The organism is Photobacterium sp. GB-72 (assembly GCF_003026095.1).
Classification (GTDB): domain Bacteria; phylum Pseudomonadota; class Gammaproteobacteria; order Enterobacterales; family Vibrionaceae; genus Photobacterium.
On the sequence record NZ_PYNV01000013.1, the window covers coordinates 63,917 to 82,254 of the forward strand.

General features: G+C 43.3%; 14 protein-coding genes and 11 tRNA genes. 17 read left to right on the forward strand and 8 right to left on the reverse strand.

The window, feature by feature from the left end:
* Nucleotides 1-65 precede the first annotated feature (65 nt).
* The 4 genes from frdD to frdA are packed head-to-tail and all read right to left on the reverse strand — an operon-like array spanning nt 66 to nt 3,388.
* Complete coding sequence (gene frdD, locus C9J40_RS14795) at nt 66-428, reverse strand: fumarate reductase subunit FrdD (RefSeq protein WP_107207988.1); 363 nt, start codon at nt 426-428, stop codon at nt 66-68.
* 10 nt (nt 429-438) lie between these two features.
* Nucleotides 439-822 (reverse strand): fumarate reductase subunit FrdC, encoded by a 384-nt coding sequence (gene frdC / locus C9J40_RS14800; protein ID WP_107207989.1) that lies wholly within the window; start codon nt 820-822, stop codon nt 439-441.
* 2 nt (nt 823-824) lie between these two features.
* Nucleotides 825-1,565 carry a succinate dehydrogenase/fumarate reductase iron-sulfur subunit gene (locus C9J40_RS14805; RefSeq protein WP_107207990.1) on the reverse strand — a complete coding sequence of 247 codons (741 nt, stop codon included), beginning with the start codon at nt 1,563-1,565 and terminating at the stop codon, nt 825-827.
* Nucleotides 1,565-3,388, reverse strand: a complete 1,824-nt coding sequence (frdA, locus tag C9J40_RS14810; RefSeq protein WP_107247322.1) for a fumarate reductase (quinol) flavoprotein subunit — start codon at nt 3,386-3,388, stop codon at nt 1,565-1,567. Before frdA ends, C9J40_RS14805 begins: the two co-directional genes overlap by 1 nt.
* Nucleotides 3,389-3,917: 529 nt before the next feature.
* On the opposite strand from frdA, the gene epmA reads away from it, so the two are divergent.
* Nucleotides 3,918-4,886, forward strand: coding sequence for an elongation factor P--(R)-beta-lysine ligase (gene epmA, locus C9J40_RS14815; protein ID WP_107247323.1), 969 nt, complete (start codon nt 3,918-3,920; stop codon nt 4,884-4,886).
* Between the two features lie 278 nt (nt 4,887-5,164).
* On the opposite strand, the gene C9J40_RS14820 is transcribed toward epmA, so the two are convergent.
* The 3 genes from C9J40_RS14820 to rsgA form a co-directional block, all read right to left on the reverse strand.
* Nucleotides 5,165-5,881, reverse strand: a complete 717-nt coding sequence (locus tag C9J40_RS14820; RefSeq protein ID WP_107247324.1) for a carbonic anhydrase — start codon at nt 5,879-5,881, stop codon at nt 5,165-5,167.
* Between the two features lie 301 nt (nt 5,882-6,182).
* Nucleotides 6,183-7,055 (reverse strand): archaetidylserine decarboxylase, encoded by an 873-nt coding sequence (gene asd, locus C9J40_RS14825; protein ID WP_107247325.1) that lies wholly within the window; start codon nt 7,053-7,055, stop codon nt 6,183-6,185.
* Between the two features lie 198 nt (nt 7,056-7,253).
* Nucleotides 7,254-8,306, reverse strand: a complete 1,053-nt coding sequence (gene rsgA, locus C9J40_RS14830; protein WP_107207995.1) for a small ribosomal subunit biogenesis GTPase RsgA — start codon at nt 8,304-8,306, stop codon at nt 7,254-7,256.
* Nucleotides 8,307-8,378: 72 nt separating this feature from the next.
* On the opposite strand from rsgA, the gene orn reads away from it, so the two are divergent.
* The 12 genes from orn to C9J40_RS14890 all read left to right on the forward strand — a co-directional run bounded on the left by orn (nt 8,379) and on the right by C9J40_RS14890 (nt 10,384).
* Nucleotides 8,379-8,924, forward strand: coding sequence for an oligoribonuclease (gene orn / locus C9J40_RS14835; RefSeq protein WP_107207996.1), 546 nt, complete (start codon nt 8,379-8,381; stop codon nt 8,922-8,924).
* A 130-nt stretch (nt 8,925-9,054) separates the two neighbouring features.
* Nucleotides 9,055-9,131, forward strand: a tRNA-Met gene (locus tag C9J40_RS14840).
* 22 nt (nt 9,132-9,153) lie between these two features.
* Nucleotides 9,154-9,229 (forward strand) — tRNA-Gly (locus C9J40_RS14845).
* Between the two features lie 89 nt (nt 9,230-9,318).
* Nucleotides 9,319-9,395 (forward strand) — tRNA-Met (locus tag C9J40_RS14850).
* A gap of 20 nt (nt 9,396-9,415) precedes the next feature.
* A tRNA-Gly gene (locus C9J40_RS14855) sits at nt 9,416-9,491 on the forward strand.
* A gap of 71 nt (nt 9,492-9,562) precedes the next feature.
* A tRNA-Met gene (locus tag C9J40_RS14860) sits at nt 9,563-9,639 on the forward strand.
* Between the two features lie 22 nt (nt 9,640-9,661).
* Nucleotides 9,662-9,737, forward strand: a tRNA-Gly gene (locus C9J40_RS14865).
* A gap of 89 nt (nt 9,738-9,826) precedes the next feature.
* Nucleotides 9,827-9,903, forward strand: a tRNA-Met gene (locus C9J40_RS14870).
* A 21-nt stretch (nt 9,904-9,924) separates the two neighbouring features.
* Nucleotides 9,925-10,000 (forward strand) — tRNA-Gly (locus C9J40_RS14875).
* Nucleotides 10,001-10,052: 52 nt separating this feature from the next.
* Nucleotides 10,053-10,128, forward strand: a tRNA-Gly gene (locus C9J40_RS14880).
* A 52-nt stretch (nt 10,129-10,180) separates the two neighbouring features.
* A tRNA-Gly gene (locus tag C9J40_RS14885) sits at nt 10,181-10,256 on the forward strand.
* 52 nt (nt 10,257-10,308) lie between these two features.
* Nucleotides 10,309-10,384, forward strand: a tRNA-Gly gene (locus tag C9J40_RS14890).
* Nucleotides 10,385-11,132: 748 nt separating this feature from the next.
* On the opposite strand, the gene queG is transcribed toward C9J40_RS14890, so the two are convergent.
* Nucleotides 11,133-12,266 carry a tRNA epoxyqueuosine(34) reductase QueG gene (gene queG / locus C9J40_RS14895; RefSeq protein WP_107207998.1) on the reverse strand — a complete coding sequence of 378 codons (1,134 nt, stop codon included), beginning with the start codon at nt 12,264-12,266 and terminating at the stop codon, nt 11,133-11,135.
* Between the two features lie 201 nt (nt 12,267-12,467).
* Here queG and C9J40_RS14900 point away from each other — a divergent pair, with 201 nt between their 5' ends.
* Genes C9J40_RS14900 through mutL form a run of 4 tightly spaced genes read left to right on the forward strand, consistent with a single transcriptional unit; the run spans nt 12,468 to nt 18,337 of the window.
* On the forward strand, nt 12,468-13,952 hold the full coding sequence (locus C9J40_RS14900; protein ID WP_107247326.1) for an NAD(P)H-hydrate dehydratase: 1,485 nt from the start codon (nt 12,468-12,470) through the stop codon (nt 13,950-13,952).
* A gap of 4 nt (nt 13,953-13,956) precedes the next feature.
* Nucleotides 13,957-14,421: a tRNA (adenosine(37)-N6)-threonylcarbamoyltransferase complex ATPase subunit type 1 TsaE gene (gene tsaE, locus C9J40_RS14905; RefSeq protein ID WP_107208000.1), complete on the forward strand. Its 465-nt coding sequence runs from the start codon at nt 13,957-13,959 to the stop codon at nt 14,419-14,421.
* Nucleotides 14,422-14,426: 5 nt separating this feature from the next.
* A complete protein-coding gene (locus C9J40_RS14910; RefSeq protein WP_199187171.1) occupies nt 14,427-16,169 on the forward strand; it encodes an N-acetylmuramoyl-L-alanine amidase in 1,743 nt (580 codons plus the stop codon).
* A 2-nt stretch (nt 16,170-16,171) separates the two neighbouring features.
* The gene (gene mutL, locus C9J40_RS14915; RefSeq protein WP_107247327.1) at nt 16,172-18,337 is read left to right on the forward strand and encodes a DNA mismatch repair endonuclease MutL; all 2,166 of its coding nucleotides are present in this window, start codon (nt 16,172-16,174) and stop codon (nt 18,335-18,337) included.
* The last annotated feature ends 1 nt before the right edge of the window (nt 18,338 follow it).

The window sequence follows — 18,338 nt, forward strand, 5'->3', positions numbered from 1 at the left end:
CTATCATAAAATTTAGATAATAAAAAAGCACCGCTTGCGGTGCTTTTTGTGTTTTTGTATACAGTTTAAATCATGAATACAAAAATGATGGATAGGGCGGTGATCAAAAACGCAAATGCGTAACAAGCGATCTTACCGACCACACCTGCATGGATTTTTAAATCATGCATACCGTGGTGCAAACGGTGCATCGCATGCCACATTGGTAGCGACAGAGTTGCGATAACAAACAGGGCACCAATAAAGCTGGTTGCGAAATCTGCTGCGCGATCGTAAGTCATTGCTTCTGGGCTAATAATGCCAAGAGGAACAAGAATACCGAGTACTAAAATCGTAACCGGTGTGATCATTGCAAACCAAGTACCGCCAGCACCGAACAGACTCCACCATACTGGCTCGTCAGAACGTTTAGGATGTAAATTAACCACGACGGACTCCTTAAACTATCGCAAGAACAAACAAGGTAATAACAGCAACAACAGCCCACTGAGCAAGAATGATAATTTTCTTATCAAGCAATTTGCCTTTAATACGAATAGGCACAACTTGTGGCATCATATTGAAGTAGGTGAATGCGTGGAATAGGCTACCTGCTAGGGCAAGAATATTTAAAATAATCACAATAGGGTTAGCCATGAAATCTAACCAGCCTTGCCATGCTTCAGGACCTTTAACTAGGCTACCTAAACCGAATGTTAAGCAGATTGTAAAAAAGATCAAAGGTAGTACTGTTGCTTCGCGGATCATGTAGAAGCGATAGAAAGCGCTGTCTTTCCACCAAGTACGCTTCATTTCACGAACGTAAGGTTTACGGTTGCTCATCCTTATGCCTCCATTGGTTTGATCATTGCAATAACGAAATCTTTAGAAGATTCGACTTTGCCTTGGTTAACAGCCGCAGCTGGATCAACACTCTTAGGACAGACTTCAGAACAGTAACCTACGAATGTACAACCCCAAGCACCGTTTTCACCATTGATAAGCGCCATACGTTCATCTTTACCATTGTCACGGCTATCAAGGTTGTAGCGATGAGCCAGAGTCAATGCTGCAGGGCCAATAAATTCAGGGTTTAAACCAAACTGAGGACACGCGGCGTAGCACAGACCACAGTTAATACAGCCTGCAAATTGCTTGTATTTCGCCATTTGCTCTGGTGTTTGTAGGTTTGTACCATCTTCAGGTGTGCGATCGTTACCAATAATGTAGGGCTTAATCGCTTCAAGACGCTCAATAAATGGCGTCATATCGACAATTAAATCTTTTTCAATCGCAAAATTTGCTAATGGCTCAATTTTTACACCGTTAGGGTAGTCACGTAAAAAGCTCTTACAAGCAAGCTTTGGCACGCCATTTACCATCATGCCGCAAGAGCCACAGATAGCCATACGACAAGACCAACGGTAGGATAAATCCTTATCTAGGTGGTCTTTAATGTAACCAAGCGCATCAAGAACAGACATGGTTTCATTGAACGGTACTTCGAATTGTTCTAGGTACGGTTCTGCGTCTTTTGCTGGGTCATAACGCAGAATTTCAACTGATTGAATGCGAGTCGCTGACATTATGCCTTTTCCTCTTGTTGCTCTGTGGCTGCTAGTTTTTCAGCAGAGTCTTTTGCTGCAGCTTCGTCAGCGGCAGCACCATATAGACGTGCTTTAGGTTGAGATTTGGTGATCGTTACATGGCTGTAATCGATAATTGGTGCTGCGCCATTGTTGTAAAACGCTAACGTGTGTTTTAGGTAGTTCACATCATCACGTTCAGTACAACCGTCATCTAAGCGTTGGTGTGCACCACGAGACTCTCTACGATTTATTGCTGAGTGTGCCATCGCTTCAGCCACTTCTAGGCCGTAACCAATTTCAATTGCGTATAGCAGATCGGTATTAAAGACTTTACCTTTATCTTGAATGGAGATGCGCTTGTAACGATCTTTTAGCTCCGCTAGCTTATCAATCGTTGCCTGCATTAAATCTTCTTGGCGATAGATACCACAACCCGCTTCCATGGTGTGACCCATTTCAGTGCGGATCTCTGCCCAGTTCTCATCACCTTCTTGTGCCATTAGGGCATCAATACGTGCTTGAACTGCATCAATTTGTGCATTGATCGATGCGTCATTCCAACCTTTGAATTCCTCGGCACGTTTAACCGCGTGCTCACCAGCAACACGACCAAATACCACGAACTCTGCTAATGAGTTAGAACCTAAACGGTTGGCGCCGTGAAGACCGACAGAAGCACACTCACCCACAGCAAATAAACCTTTAATGCGAGTTTCACATTCGCCATTTGTTTCAATACCACCCATGGTGTAGTGAACAGTAGGGCGAATTGGGATCGGCTCTTTTGCAGGATCGACGTTGACATAGGCTTTTGCTAATTCACAGATGAACGGTAGACGTTCATGCAAGTATTCTTCACCAAGATGGCGTAGATCTAGGTGTACCACATCACCAAGTGGGTGCTTGATGGTGTTACCCTTTTGTTGTTCATGCCAGAAAGCCTGTGACACTTTGTCACGAGGGCCTAATTCCATGTATTTGTTCTTTGGTTGGCCGACAGGTGTTTCAGGGCCCATGCCGTAGTCTTGCAAGTAACGGTAACCGTTTTTATTTACAATGATACCGCCTTCACCACGACAGCCCTCTGTCATCAGGATCCCTGTGCCAGGAAGACCTGTTGGGTGATATTGTACGAATTCCATATCACGTAGTGGAATACCGTGACGGTACGCCATTGCCATACCATCGCCAGTTACAATGCCACCGTTAGTATTACAGTGGTAAACACGACCTGCACCACCCGTTGCAAGGATCACTGACTTTGCTTTAATACAAATCAATTCGCCTTCAGACATGTGGATTGCAATTAGACCTTGTACTTCACCATCTTCAACTAAAAGATCAACCACAAAATATTCATCAAAACGTTTGATTTGAGAATACTTAATCGAGGTTTGGAATAAGGTGTGCAGCATGTGGAAGCCAGTCTTATCTGCAGCAAACCATGTACGTTCTACTTTCATACCACCAAAACGACGAACGTTTACTTCACCGTTTTCTTTACGGCTCCATGGGCACCCCCACTGTTCCATCTGGATCATTTCGCGAGTGGCGTTCTCAACGAAATATTCCACAACGTCCTGTTCACATAGCCAGTCACCACCGCCAACGGTATCGTTGAAGTGATTATCTAAGCTATCTTCGTCCTTGATCACGGCAGCAGAGCCACCTTCAGCCGCAACAGTGTGCGAACGCATTGGATACACTTTTGAGATCAGTGCAATTTCTAGTTCTGGGTTAGCTTCTGCAGCAGCGATGGCAGAACGTAGGCCTGCACCACCTGCGCCGATTACAGCGATATCTGTGGTAATAGTCTTCACAGCTATCCTCCGAAGGTAAGACGGTAAAAATTGAAAAGATGCGCGTGGGGCATCTATCCTTGAAATCCTGAGCGCATTCTATGAAACCCTGTGATTAGATAAATTGATTTAGACGCAGGTTTTTACCGAAATAGTCAAAAAATGTAAGAAGATTACAAAACCTGTGATATTTGTCACAATCGATCATGTTTTTAAATTGTTATCTCTTTGTATTTATTGGTTTTTATGTTTATTAAATGTTAATTGATGTGTGGCGGTTATTTTGTTTTTATTGGGGGTGCTTTTTAACTTGATGATAAGAAAGACAAATCAAGTGATGCTTTAGTTGCGGGGATGTGGGTGTTGTAAGCTGGTGATTAAATATTAAGTTTTCATCAGAGAAAAAAAGAGAAGCTATTTTTTCATAATTTATTCATATCTTTATCAGTCATAGAGACTTTGTTGTGATCTCTTGTGGGAATCTGCGACGTTTATTGCTGAGCTCTGATAAAATGTGAGCATTAATCAATTTCATTAAAGAAGAAAGTTTATGTCTACTTGGCAACCTACTGCGTCTATTGAGCAACTCAAAAAACGCGCTCATCTGTTAGCGGTTATTCGTCAGTTTTTCGCCGCTCGTGAGGTGATGGAGGTCGATACTCCAGCCATGAGCCAAGCAACGGTGACGGATGTACACCTACATACTTTTCAAACCGAATTTGTAGGGCCTGGGTATGCTGATGGGCAAATGTTATTTTTAATGACTAGCCCTGAATTTCATATGAAACGATTACTTTCCTCGGGAAGTGGGGCGATTTATCAGATTTGCAAATCTTTTCGTAATGAAGAATCGGGTCGTTACCATAACCCCGAATTCACCATGTTAGAGTGGTACCGTCCTAACTTTGATCATCATTTGCTCATGGATGAAATGAATGACTTACTGCAGTTAGTTTTAGGTTGTGGTGCCGCTGAGAAGATGACCTACCAACAGGCGTTTATTAACCAGCTTGGCGTGTGTCCTTTAACTGGCACAATGACGGAACTTAAAGCGGCGGCTGCAAATCTTGGGCTGTCTGATATCGCTGAACCTGAAGACGATCGCGATACCTTATTACAGTTGCTATTTAGCATTGGCGTTGAAGGTAAAATTGGTCAGCATGTACCAGCTTTTGTTTATGACTTTCCTGCCTCGCAAGCGGCATTGGCGCAAATTAACCCAACTGATCCTCGTGTGGCAGAGCGCTTTGAGGTGTATTTTAAAGGCATTGAACTGGCGAATGGCTTTCATGAGTTAGCGAATGGTGATGAGCAATTACAACGTTTTGAGCAAGATAATCAAAAGCGTTTAGAGATGGGATTAAAGCCTCAACCGATTGATATGAATTTGGTTAACGCGCTACGTGCTGGTTTCCCTGACTGTGCGGGTGTCGCCTTAGGTATCGACCGGTTGATCATGTTGGCATTAGGACTTGATCACATTGAAAAAGTGACAGCCTTTCCTATTGAACGAGCATAACCGACAACATTGTTGAGACGTTACGTTTGTTATCAACGTAAAAAAGCACGGTAATTATCATTATTACCGTGCTTTTTTATTACGTAAGATAAATTTAACCGATACCTCCAAGGTGCAGATAAACATCAACAGAGGGCGGTATCAGGGCGACCACAAATTTACCTAAAACAGCTTTAATTCATTTAGATAGTCCGCAAGTAGGATTTCAAGGCGCCTTATCTTTGATGATTTAATATAGAGAATTCACACCTTAAATGCAAGTGGTTCTCATTACGTGGTTATTCAACGATAATTCGCGCGTTAATGGGTTGTACTGGTCGGTTGTTATTGCCCATGATTTGATGCAGTTTCTCGGTTTGATCTTTTGAGCTGTATTGTGGTGTTTCTAAAACAAACCAGCGAACACCTTCAGTACATGGTGGTGTCGTTAGTGAGCCATTGAATTGATAGTACTCTCGCTCGCGAGGAAGAAGATTATTCGGGCTCAGATCATCGGTGAAATCGATGGTATTACCTTTAGTTGGGATATCTTTTAGTAAAGAGCTAAGAGCATTGTTCTCACGTAAGCCGTTTTCAAACATCACTGCGATAACGGCAATGTTGCCTTTATCATCTACATTCACAAAGTGCGCTTCTAACGGGTATTGCTTACCGTTGATTAAGTTTTCAGATGGCGTATGGAAATGAATTTGCTTCAAGGTATACGTATCGCCATCCACAATCAGCTTATTATCACCACTCACGAGTGCTTCCACTGTATGCCCATTATTGGTGATATCTGTGATTTTTCCGTCATACTCAATTCGCAGTGGGGCAAGGTTTGTTTGCAGTGCAGAAGTGATGTTAATTGGGCTTTGATTTTTACCTAATCCGCACATTGGATAGCTTTCAGCCCAGTGTTCGTTGCTTTTGCCATAGCCCCAGTCAGCGGCTTGTGCTGTTAGAGACACTCCTGCAAGGAGAGAAAGAAGAACTAAAGATGCTTTTTTTATCATGTGAAAACCTTTGTTATATCGCATTTATATAGTGAAAAAGCGGCGCGTTGGTGTTGTCAGGTTAAGGACTGACATAACGGCATTTATTCTAGATAGGTATGATGGTAAGTCGAATACGAGAGAAAGGAAAATAAGATTATCTTTGTTAAGAGTTTACGGTATTGAGAGTGGAGGAAATGTCATGTTCTTTAGTGCAATGATTGATCGATGATTACATGGCGTCGTCAACTCGAGCTTAGTGTTTACCGTATTGTGGATAAGAAAAAAGGGCTAATATAGCCCTTTTTTCTTTTATCTATTATTACAGATTTTGGGAGATTTGCTCTGCGTAAGGCTGACCCATACGTGTTGTTTGCAGTGGTTTCATTTGCTCTACAAAACGTACCGCATCTTTAGGGAATAAGTTGATCACCGTAGAGCCGAGCTTAAAGCGGCCCATTTCTTCACCTTTTTTCAGGCTAATTGCTGCAGTACCTGTTGCGGGGTAATCCCAACGACGTACTTCTGGGCCTGTTGGCGGTGTTACTGTTCCTGCCCACGTGGTTTCAATACTGCCCACAATCGTAGCACCAACCAGTATTTGTGCTAATGGACCAAATTCGGTATCAAAAATACACACAACACGCTCGTTACGTGCAAATAGATTAGGGACATTTTCTGCAGTTAGCGGGTTAACTGAAAACAGATCGCCGGGTACATAAATCATTTGGCGCAATATACCATCGCATGGCATGTGAACACGGTGGTAATCACTCGGTGATAAGTATAGTGTCGCGAAATCACCGCCCATAAATTCATCGGCAAGATTTTTATCACCACCTAATAGTTCACAAGCATCAAAGTAGTGACCTTTAGCTTGGAATAAACGGCCCTCTTTGATTGGACCGAGTTGGCTAACGCAAGCATCTGCTGGGTGGCTAATGATACGTGTATCTTCATTAATTGGACGCGCACCATCTTTTAGTTCACGAACAAAGAAAGCGTTAAACGTTGGGTAAGCCGTAGGATCGGGATTACGTGCTTCTGCCATATCAACATTGTATTGTTTGATGAACCAACGAATAATCGCTGTGGTGACTTTGCCGCCTTCTAATGAAGCCAGTTTGCCCACTAAACGTGTTAGCGCATGCTTTGGCGTACAATATTGCAGGCCGATTTTTATCTTATCTAGCACAATTAATCTTCCGAAAAATACCACTTAATCAATAATCTAGCTGCTTATGTCAGAGACAAAGAACAACCCGAACAGGCAATGATACCTAACTCTTAGAGGAAAGTCAGGTTATCTGCATGGGTGGCTAAGAGTTTGAGAGTCGAGTCCAAAAATGAAGAGCATCCCAAAGAGAGTATAGGTACTCTCTTTGGGAGGGGATCAGTCAGGCTTGTTGCGAGAAAATTGGCGGTTAGCAACATTTTCCGACATGCTTTCAATGATCTTATGGTAGCTATTGAAACGGTCTTGGCTAATTTCACCTTTTTCAACGGCTTCACGCAAAATACAGCCCGGATCGTTTTTATGTTTACAATCGCGGAATTTACACCCGCCAAGGTAATCACGAAATTCAACGAAAGCTTCTGTTACTTGCTCTGATTCTAAGTGCCATAAGCCAAACTCACGCACTCCTGGTGAATCAATCAGATCACCACCTTCTTCAAAGTGATATAAACGTGCTGCTGTCGTGGTATGTTGGCCTAACCCTGAGTTACTTGAAACATCACCGATATCAGCTTCAACTTCAGGCATTAAGGCATTAACCATACTTGATTTGCCCACACCCGATTGGCCAGCAAAAATACTGGTATGATCTTTTAAGTCTTGCTTTAAGCCATCTAAGCCTTCGCCTGTATCGGTACTGACAAGGCGAACGTGATAACCAATCTTCTCGTATTGTGCGAGTTTTTGTTCAACATTTTTACGCTCGTCTGCACTCAATAAATCGACTTTATTTACGACAATAAGCGGCTTAATGCCGATAGTTTCTGCGGCAATAATATAACGGTCGATTATGTTAAGCGATAGCTCTGGTAAAATAGCTGAGACGATAACAATACGGTCAACGTTGGCTGCGACTGCTTTTACGCCATCATAATAATCAGGACGAGTCAGCATTGATTGGCGCTCATGCACCGCTTCCACCACGCCAGCAATACCTTGTAAGGCTTCAACTCCTGGACGCCAAACAACACGATCGCCAGAGACGAGACTTTGAATGCTGCGACGTAAGTTACAGCGATGAATTATGCCTGTTTCGGGATCTTCGACATCAGCATGTTGGCCGAAACGAGTGATCACCAGTCCTTCTCGCGCATTTTCTAATAATGACTCATCCCATTGGACGTCATTTTTCTCGCGAGTTAGGCGTTTATTTTGGTTTGAGCGGACGCGTCGGCTCTGACCTTTAGTTAGCTTTTTCTTTTTTGCCACAAGAATATCATTCAATTTGGTTAGCTTTCGGTATTATCATACATGGTTTAGTCACAAAATAGGCAATATCGAATGACAATCAGCGACAAGAATCTCATTTGGATCGATCTTGAAATGACAGGATTAGATCCAGAAACCCATAAAATCATTGAAATAGCGACAATTGTTACTGATCCTCAACTCAATATTTTAGCGGAAGGCCCTGTACTTGCGATCCATCAGCCTGAAGCTGAGTTGGATAAAATGGATGATTGGTGCACAAATACGCATACAAATAGTGGTTTAGTTGAGCGTATTCGTAAAAGTACCGTGACAGAGCAACAAGCGGTGGCACAAACAATTGCATTTTTAGAGCAGTGGGTTCCTAAAGGATCTTCACCTATTTGTGGTAACAGTATTGGTCAGGATCGTCGTTTCTTATACAAGCATATGCCTGAGCTTGAGCAGTACTTCCATTACCGTTATTTAGATGTCAGTACCCTAAAAGAATTAACGCGCCGATGGAAACCTGAATTATTAGATGGGCTTAATAAAAAAGGTAGTCACTTAGCACTTGATGATATTCGCGACTCAATTGATGAATTACGCTACTATCGAGAGAATATATTTACAATTTGATGGTTAAATCGGCACTTGAAAAACTTTATTCGTTTTTTTCTGCAGAAGTCTTGCATCAGTCAATTTTAGTCGTATAATGCGCAGCCTCGAAAGGAGATAACGCGTTTGTTTCCTTTCGATAAAAATCGGACGCGGGGTGGAGCAGCTTGGTAGCTCGTCGGGCTCATAACCCGAAGGTCGTTGGTTCAAATCCAGCCCCCGCAACCAATCTCTTTTAAAGAGATGTGATGCGACACTAGCTCAGCTGGTAGAGCGCAACCTTGCCAAGGTTGAGGTCACGAGTTCGAACCTCGTGTGTCGCTCCACTTTTTTACTTGCTAGAGAAGTGATATTCATGGCTACGGCGATGGATAAAAATAGTTGTCACCCAACTTAAAACAGGTGAAAAATCGGACGCGGGGTGGAGCAGCTTGGTAGCTCGTCGGGCTCATAACCCGAAGGTCGTTGGTTCAAATCCAGCCCCCGCAACCAATCTCTTTAAGAGATGTGATGCGACACTAGCTCAGCTGGTAGAGCGCAACCTTGCCAAGGTTGAGGTCACGAGTTCGAACCTCGTGTGTCGCTCCAAATTGATATTCATGGCTACGGCGGTGAATAAAAATAGTTGTCACCCAACTTAAAACAGGTGCAAAATCGGACGCGGGGTGGAGCAGCTTGGTAGCTCGTCGGGCTCATAACCCGAAGGTCGTTGGTTCAAATCCGGCCCCCGCAACCAATCTCTTTTAAAGAGATGTGATGCGACACTAGCTCAGCTGGTAGAGCGCAACCTTGCCAAGGTTGAGGTCACGAGTTCGAACCTCGTGTGTCGCTCCACTTTTTTACTTGCTAGAGAAGTGATATTCATGGCTACGGCGATGGATAAAAATAGTTGTCACCCAACTTAAAATAGGTGAAAAATCGGACGCGGGGTGGAGCAGCTTGGTAGCTCGTCGGGCTCATAACCCGAAGGTCGTTGGTTCAAATCCAGCCCCCGCAACCAATCTCTTTTAAGAGATGTGATGCGACACTAGCTCAGCTGGTAGAGCGCAACCTTGCCAAGGTTGAGGTCACGAGTTCGAACCTCGTGTGTCGCTCCAATTTGATAGTTCATGGCGAAAGCGGTGAACGTTAGGTGAAAGACCTAGCTATGCGACACTAGCTCAGCTGGTAGAGCGCAACCTTGCCAAGGTTGAGGTCACGAGTTCGAACCTCGTGTGTCGCTCCAATTTGATAGTTCATGGCGAAAGCGATGAACGTTAGGTGAAAGACCTAGCTATGCGACACTAGCTCAGCTGGTAGAGCGCAACCTTGCCAAGGTTGAGGTCACGAGTTCGAACCTCGTGTGTCGCTCCAATTTGATAGTTCATGGTGAAAGCGATGAACGTTAGGTGAAAGACCTAGCTATGCGACACTAGCTCAGCTGGTAGAGCGCAACCTTGCCAAGGTTGAGGTCACGAGTTCGAACCTCGTGTGTCGCTCCAATTTGATTGTTTATTTCATTGTAGATAAACAGAGTTATCATCGAACTTATCGATGAACTATTGCTGTGAAGTAATAGTCCTAATGTAGTATTCCTGAGGTATTCGATTACCGATATCATCAGTGTACTGCTTCAAGTGTTTCTAGCTTAGCTACGAAGCCCACTTAGAAGCGATCGGCTTCGACAACAGAACTCTCTTTGTATAAAGCAACCTTTAAGGGTTGTTTTTGCTGTCTCAGCAATACAGGGTATTCATGTTGTAACATCAATACTGCTGTATTGGCGCGATATAACTAACGCGTACGCTCTTTTCTTAGTAATGTTTATCTATTGCAACAGTAGTGCATAAAGCTGTGCCATCTGAGCGAATAACATTGCAGATAGTGCTAACACATTATTTTTATAATAGTATTTCACCGTTAGATCACAATGAAATTAACAGAGTTATCCACACTACATGTACTGTGGGTAAGTTGGTTGATTAGATGTGCTGATGCTATGTGAGTAACTTTGAATTTTAATTTGAATAGTGTTTAATTACCGTTATCCACAGGTGTTTTTATTCCATTTAACTTTATGTTTTATAATGTAAATATTGATTTTTATACCTGCTTTTCAACAGATTTTATGTCATGTTCCTCCTCGGGATAACTATCTTGATTATGTTATCCACCTCCTGTGTTTAATCTTTACCTATCCCCAAGAAAAAACCTAACTTTAAAAAGTTTTCCACATATCCCCCGAGTGACTTATGCATCTCGAGGTAAGCCTTTCTCAATAATCCGTACTAAACGTTTTGTTTTAGTAGGTAAAATTTCGAGAGCGAGTTGATCTTTTCTTTGTTGTTGTTGCGATAGCGCCCAATCGATATGTGTATCAAGTAATTCAGAGATCCCTTGACGCTGCTGAAGTGCTTCAACAATTTCTATTTGATAAGAAGCATTACCCAGAGCAATTGTGATATTTCTGAGCCATTGAATATGGCCTATCCGGCGAATAGCTGAGCCTTCGGTATTTTTTAAGAATGTCGTTTCATCCCAAGCATAAAGAGTTAGCAAGTCTTGTTGGTATAAGCTGTCACGACAGTGGTAATCGTGCTCTTCTGTTAATTGTCCATGTCTGTTTATGGGGCAGACTAATTGGCAGTCATCGCAACCATAGATACGGTTACCGATAGCACTGCGGTATTGCTCTGGGATCACACCATCAAATTCAATCGTTAAGTATGAGATACAACGACGCGCATCTACGATTCCTTCTTCAACAATAGCACCTGTTGGACAGCTCGTTATACAAGCGACACATTTCCCACATTGCTCACTGCTTGGTTTATCAATTGGCAGTGGAATATCAACTAATAGTTCACCTAAAAAGAACCAAGAGCCTGCTTGCTCATTTAAGATAAGTGAATGTTTGCCTGTCCAACCAAGCCCTGCTTTTTGTGCCAAAGGGCGTTCTAGAATAGGCGCTGAGTCAACAAAAGGTCGGCAGCCAAACTGCCCGACGGCTTGCTCAATACGTTGCCCTAATTGTTTCAGTCGATTACGGATCAGCTTGTGGTAATCACGACCGAGTGAATAGCGACTAATAAACGCTTTTTGAGGTTGCTTAAGTGTTTGGGCAAACTCGGCGTGAGGCGGAAGGTAATTCATTCTTACGCTGATCACACGGATAGTGCCGGGTAGTAGTTCAGCAGGGCGCGCACGCATCATGCCATGACGTGCCATCCAGTCCATATCACCGTGATAGCCAGCATCAAGCCAGCGTTGCAATTCAGCTTCGTGTTGTGACAAATCAATATCAGTGATACCCACTTGTTGAAAGCCCAGCTCTTGTCCCCAAGTTTTGATCTGCTCAGCAAGTTGATGGTAATCGATAGTCATAACCGAACTCTTTTATATTGCGCTAAATGAAAGGGGGCGCATTCTAGCATATTCTTGTTTTGATCATAGCGGTGAGAATGTGGATTGCTAAGAATAGACTGCGATAATGACCTCTGACGTTGCGATTATAGATGTATAAAATTAACACTGTGTATTTTGATTAGTTATAGTTGTTACACGTTTATTGAGGGCACTTTACCTATGATCACTCATGACATCCCCTTATTTCTCTATACCTCAGAGCAAATCAGGCAAGGTGAGCAATTACTCACAGAGCAACAAAATAGTGTCACGCTTTATCACTTAATGGAGCGTGCTGGAGAGGCAACGTTTGATCTTATGAGGCAGCGGTATCCTCAATGTAAAAAATTATTAGTGTGCTGCGGTAAAGGTAATAATGGTGGTGATGGTTATGTAGTGGCTCGTTTAGCACATGATCAGGGTATTGATGTTACTGTGTGGGAATCACCCAATGTTGAACATTTACCTGCTGATGCTCGATGTGCTCGTTCTCACTGGTTGCAATGTAATGGTAAAACGATCACTGATACGCCAACCACAAGTTATGAGTTAATTATCGATGCGTTATTAGGGATTGGGGTTAAAGGTGAAGTTCGCTCAGAAATCGCTGAACGCATTCGTTGGATCAATGATCAAAAGACGCCTGTGATTGCAGTGGATGTGCCTTCAGGATTATGTGCAAATACTGGTGCAACTTTTGGTGCTGTTATTAAGGCCTCACAAACGCTCTCTTTTATTGGTTTTAAACAAGGGCTGACAACAGGGCAAGCAGCACAATATTGTGGGGAACGTTACTTTTCAGACTTAGGATTTGATCTGCAATTCTCGCAAGTCATGAAACCATCAGCATTACACATTACAGAATCGCAGGTACAGTCATTACTTTTTCCGCGCTCACGTGTTGCTCATAAAGGGTGTTTTGGACGCGTGCTTTGTATTGGTGGTGATCTTGGAATGGCGGGAGCTATTCGATTATCGTCAGAAGCTTGTAGCCGTGCAGGTGCTGGCTTAACGTCGGTGATAACACGACCTGACAATGCACTGTCAATTGTGATGATGAGACCTGAGATAATGGCCATTGGTTGGCAAGAGTCTTCAAACATACTTGTTGATAAGCTTGCTTGGTCAGATGTGGTTGTATTAGGGCCTGGGCTTGGAACCAGTGATTGGGGACAATCTCTCTTTGCGCAGTGTCATCATATTGATAAACCTTGTGTCGTTGATGCTGATGGCCTTAATTTACTGGCAAAAGCCCCTGACTACCGAGATAATCGAATCATTACACCACATCCCGGCGAAGCGGCGCGATTATTGGATGTCTCTATTAATGAGATTGAAGCCGATCGGTTTGTCGCGATTCAGCGCTTACAGCAAAATTATGGCGGTGTTGTTGTTTTAAAAGGGGCTGGCAGTTTAATTTATGATGGTAAAACATTATGGATTTGTACTTGCGGCAATCCTGGAATGGCAACGGGAGGGATGGGGGACGCATTATCAGGTATCATTGGTGCTTTACTCGGCCAAGGTTTAGCGTTAGTTGAAGCGGCCTATGCGGGAGTCTGGATCCATAGCCGAGCCGCAGATTTGTGTGCGCAAAGCGGAGAGCGTGGTATGCTGGCATCAGATCTCTTTCCGTTTATTCGTCAATTAGTCAATCCAAGATAAAAACATGCAAACATTTGAAACCTTTCTTGCTGATGAGCAGGCAACAGTAGATTTAGGCCTTAAATTAGCTAAAGCCTGTACGCAACAAACAACGATTTATCTTCACGGCGATTTGGGAGCCGGAAAAACAACGTTTAGTCGTGGTTTTATTCGTGCGCTAGGCCATCAAGGGAATGTTAAGAGTCCGACATATACCCTAGTTGAACCTTATGATCTTGCTCCTTGGCAAGTGTATCATTTTGATCTCTATCGCCTTGCAGATCCTGAAGAATTAGAATTTATGGGAATTCGTGATTATTTCACCCAGGATGCTATTTGCTTAGTGGAATGGCCAGAGAAAGGTGATGGGTTATTACCTCAACCCGATCTTGAATTAGAAATGTGTTATCACGGTGAGCAGAGAAAAGTATTGATCCGCGCCAATACGGAATATGGTGCAGCATTGATCAATCATTTGGAGTTGAGTTAATTAGGATGGCGTTACGGACGTATTTAAAGTTCCTGATAGTAGGAGCAGGATTAGTGAGTTCTGCTGCCTCTTGGGCAAATGAACTCAAAGGGGTGAGAATTTGGCCTGCGCCAGATGAAACTCGCGTAGTATTAGATCTGCAAAGTAAAGCAGACTATTCTCACTTTTCATTAGCAGGACCTTCTCGTTTAGTGGTTGATCTTAAAGATACTAAGATCAAAACTAAACTTCCTATTGCGGTTCAGAAAAGTGATATTTTAACCAAAGTTCGCACCAGTACAGCGCCTGCAAAAGGTACAACGCGACTGGTGTTTGAAGTTAAGCGTGGTGTAACGCCAACAATATTCTCTTTATCACCAACGGGCAGTTATGGTTACCGTTTAGTTTTAGACTTGCCGAATGGAACGTCTAAAACTGTTGGTGCTAAAGAAGAGCAAGCAGAAGAAAAAGCGACGGCAAATAACTTAGCGAAAATGCCATCTGGTACCGCTGATATCGTGGTAGCGGTGGATGCAGGTCACGGTGGTGATGATCCTGGCTCTATTGGTCCAACGCGTAAATATGAAAAAAATGTCACACTAGCGGTTGCGAAAAAACTGGCAGCTAAGATCAATGCAACAACGGGTATGCGTGCAGTACTAACTCGCCGTGGTGACTACTTTGTTCCATTGGGTAAGCGTTCAGAAATTGCACGTAAGAATAAAGCCCTTCTTTTAGTTTCTATCCATGCTGATGGCTTTACAAAACCGCAACCTCGTGGTGCTTCTGTATGGGTGCTCAACACACGCCGTGCGAATACTGAAATAGGTCGCTGGTTGGAGCAAAGTGAGAAGCAATCTGAGTTATTAGGTGGTGGCGATGTTTTATCAAGTAATACCAATGATAAATATCTTGGCCGAGCGGTATTAGACCTTCAATTTAGTTACTCGCAAAAAGAAGGTTACGATGTTGCTACTCGTGTATTACATGAGTTACGTAAAGTGGCACGTTTGCATAAAACGGTTCCGCAATACGCAAGTTTAGCGGTATTGAAATCACCTGATATTCCATCGCTATTGGTTGAAACGGGTTTTATTACCAATCCGACAGAAGAGAAATTACTTAATACGACATCACACCAAAACCAATTAGCGAATGCGGTTTATAAAGGGGTGTTGGAGTATTTTGAAGCAAATCCACCTGAAGGTACTTTATTTGCTTCTCGTTTGAAAGGACGTGGAAGTAAGCATAAAGTGACATCGGGTCAGTCATTAAGCGGTATTGCCCAGAAGTATGGCGTGTCGATGGCATCAATCAAAGCTTCGAATAATCTGAAATCAACCTCAGTGAACATCGGTCAAGTGTTGATTATTCCTGGCAACATTAAGACAGCGTCGGTTTCGACGCCAACGAAAACGGTGAGTACGACATCGAGCAGTGCTACAGTGAAACCTGTTGCCTCAACCAAGGTGATTGTGCATAAAGTCGTTCGTGGTGAATATTTAGGTAAGATTGCAGCAAAATATGGTGTTACCATGAGCAGCATCCGTCAACTTAATCACCTAAAATCAGACAATGTGATGCTTGGGCAAAAATTAAAAATTGCCGTTCCTGCGCCGAAATATGTTCAACATAAAGTAAAGCGTGGCGAGTTTTTGAGTAAGATTGCTGATAAATATGGTGTGTCAGTTGCAAGTATTCGTGCTACGAATAAGCTACGTTCTGATAAACTAGCTGTAGGACAGACGCTAATCATACCAAGAAGTTAATTATGCCGATTCAGATTTTACCCGCTCGGCTGGCTAACCAGATTGCAGCGGGTGAAGTTGTTGAACGCCCAGCTTCTGTAGTCAAAGAGCTTGTTGAAAATAGTCTTGATGCCGGTGCTACTCGAATCGATATTGATATCGAAAAAGGTGGTAGCCGGCTCATTCGTATTCGTGATAATGGAAAAGGGATCCCTAAAGATGAGCTTGCGCTCGCCCTTAGCCGTCATGCGACTTCTAAAATTACTACTCTGGATGATCTTGAAGCGATAGTCAGTCTTGGCTTTCGTGGTGAAGCGCTTGCCAGTATCAGTTCCGTCTCTCGTTTAACGTTAACCTCCCGCACCCAAGCGCAAGAAGAAGCGTGGTCAGCGTATGCTGAAGGGCGAGATATGGACGTCCAGTTAAAACCTGCAGCCCATCCGGTAGGTACAACGCTAGAAGTGCTTGATCTTTTCTTTAATACACCTGCGCGTCGTAAGTTCTTACGGACAGAAAAAACAGAATTTAATCATATTGATGAGTTGATCAAACGTATTGCGTTAAGCCGCTTCGATGTTGCTATTACTTTGCGTCATAACGGTAAGATCATTCGACAATACCGAGCGGCACAAACGCCGATTCAAAAAGAGCGTCGATTAGCAACGGCATGTGGTTCAGGCTTTTTGCAACATGCATTGGTGGTTGAATTAGCGCACGGGGACTTGAAATTATCCGGTTGGGTATGTAGCTCTCAAGGCGCTCGTGCACAAAATGATATTCAGTATTGTTATGTTAATGGGCGGATGATGAAAGATAAGCTGATCAATCATGCGATCCGTCAAGCTTATGAGTCGAGTTTACGATCCGATCAGTATGCAGCTTACGTACTGTATATTGATGTTGATCCTCACCAAGTTGATGTGAATGTTCACCCAGCAAAACATGAAGTGCGTTTTCATCAAGCACGGTTGGTACATGATTTTATCTACCAAGCCTTACAAAGTGCATTACAGCAAGGGGCATTAGAAGAAGAGCAGCATCAGTATCAATCACCGACACGAGCGAGCGCTCATAGTATCGAAGTCGATGAAGATGGTGTCGTGATTGAACCAACAAACTCTGTGACGCAGAGGGTTGCTCAAGCGATAGATGCGACACCAGAGTATCCTCATAAATCACCGTCATCGGAATGGAATAAGTCTGCGTCGACATATTCAGCAGGTTCACCCATTGATAGTGATAGGCGTGACTCAGCAGTATCCGCTGAATATGCGGTAAGTGAAGCGTCTGAGCATAGTAAACCATCTTATTATTCTGCTTCACCAAGCACTAATAATAGAGATCAGCAGCATTATGATCGTAGTCCTCGTGAGCGACAAGGCAGTGAGCAAACAATAAATACCACGAGAACTTCTGATGCTTCATCTGGCGCCTCACGTTCTCCTAAACCGGAAGGGCCGACGGCGGCTGAGATCAAGGCATACCAAAAGTTGTTACAAACGGAATCGCCGACAGAACATGTTTTAGCCGAACAACCCATAGAGCGTGTTGCTGAGCCGCGTAGAGAGTGGCAAGCAATGCCTTCAACAGCAGTTGTTAAACAACATGCGATAGCGGGTAAAGCTATGGGGCTTGGTAAAGCATTATGTTTGGTGGCTGAGCGTTACTTACTAATGCAGCAAGAGACCAATATTGCTTTACTGAATTTAGATCATGCAGAGTTACTACGCTATGTTGGACAATTGCGTTTAGCGCAAACGGAAGGATTAAAACCTCAACCGCTTTTGATCCCACTATCGGTACCTGTAGAGAGCGATTTAATTGCCTGTGCTGAACAACATGCGATGCTACTTAAACAATTAGGGATTCAACTGAAAGCGAAAGGGAGAAATGGCATAATAATCATGTCAGTATGTATGCCATTAAGACAACAAAACTTACAACAGTTGCTCCCGAATTTGTTAACCTACCTACTTACAGCTTGTGATGATCCAGAAGCACAAGGGTGGGATAAATTATTATATTGGTTAGCTGAACAATGTGTTGGTACAGTGGCAAGTTATAGTTTGTCGCAAGCCATTCAGCTAGTCTCTGAATTAGAGCAGCTATGGGGAGAGAATTTGGCAGGTCATGAAAGCCAATTACTTCGACCGGTAGATATGCAAGCAGCAATAGAAGCCTTTAAATAAT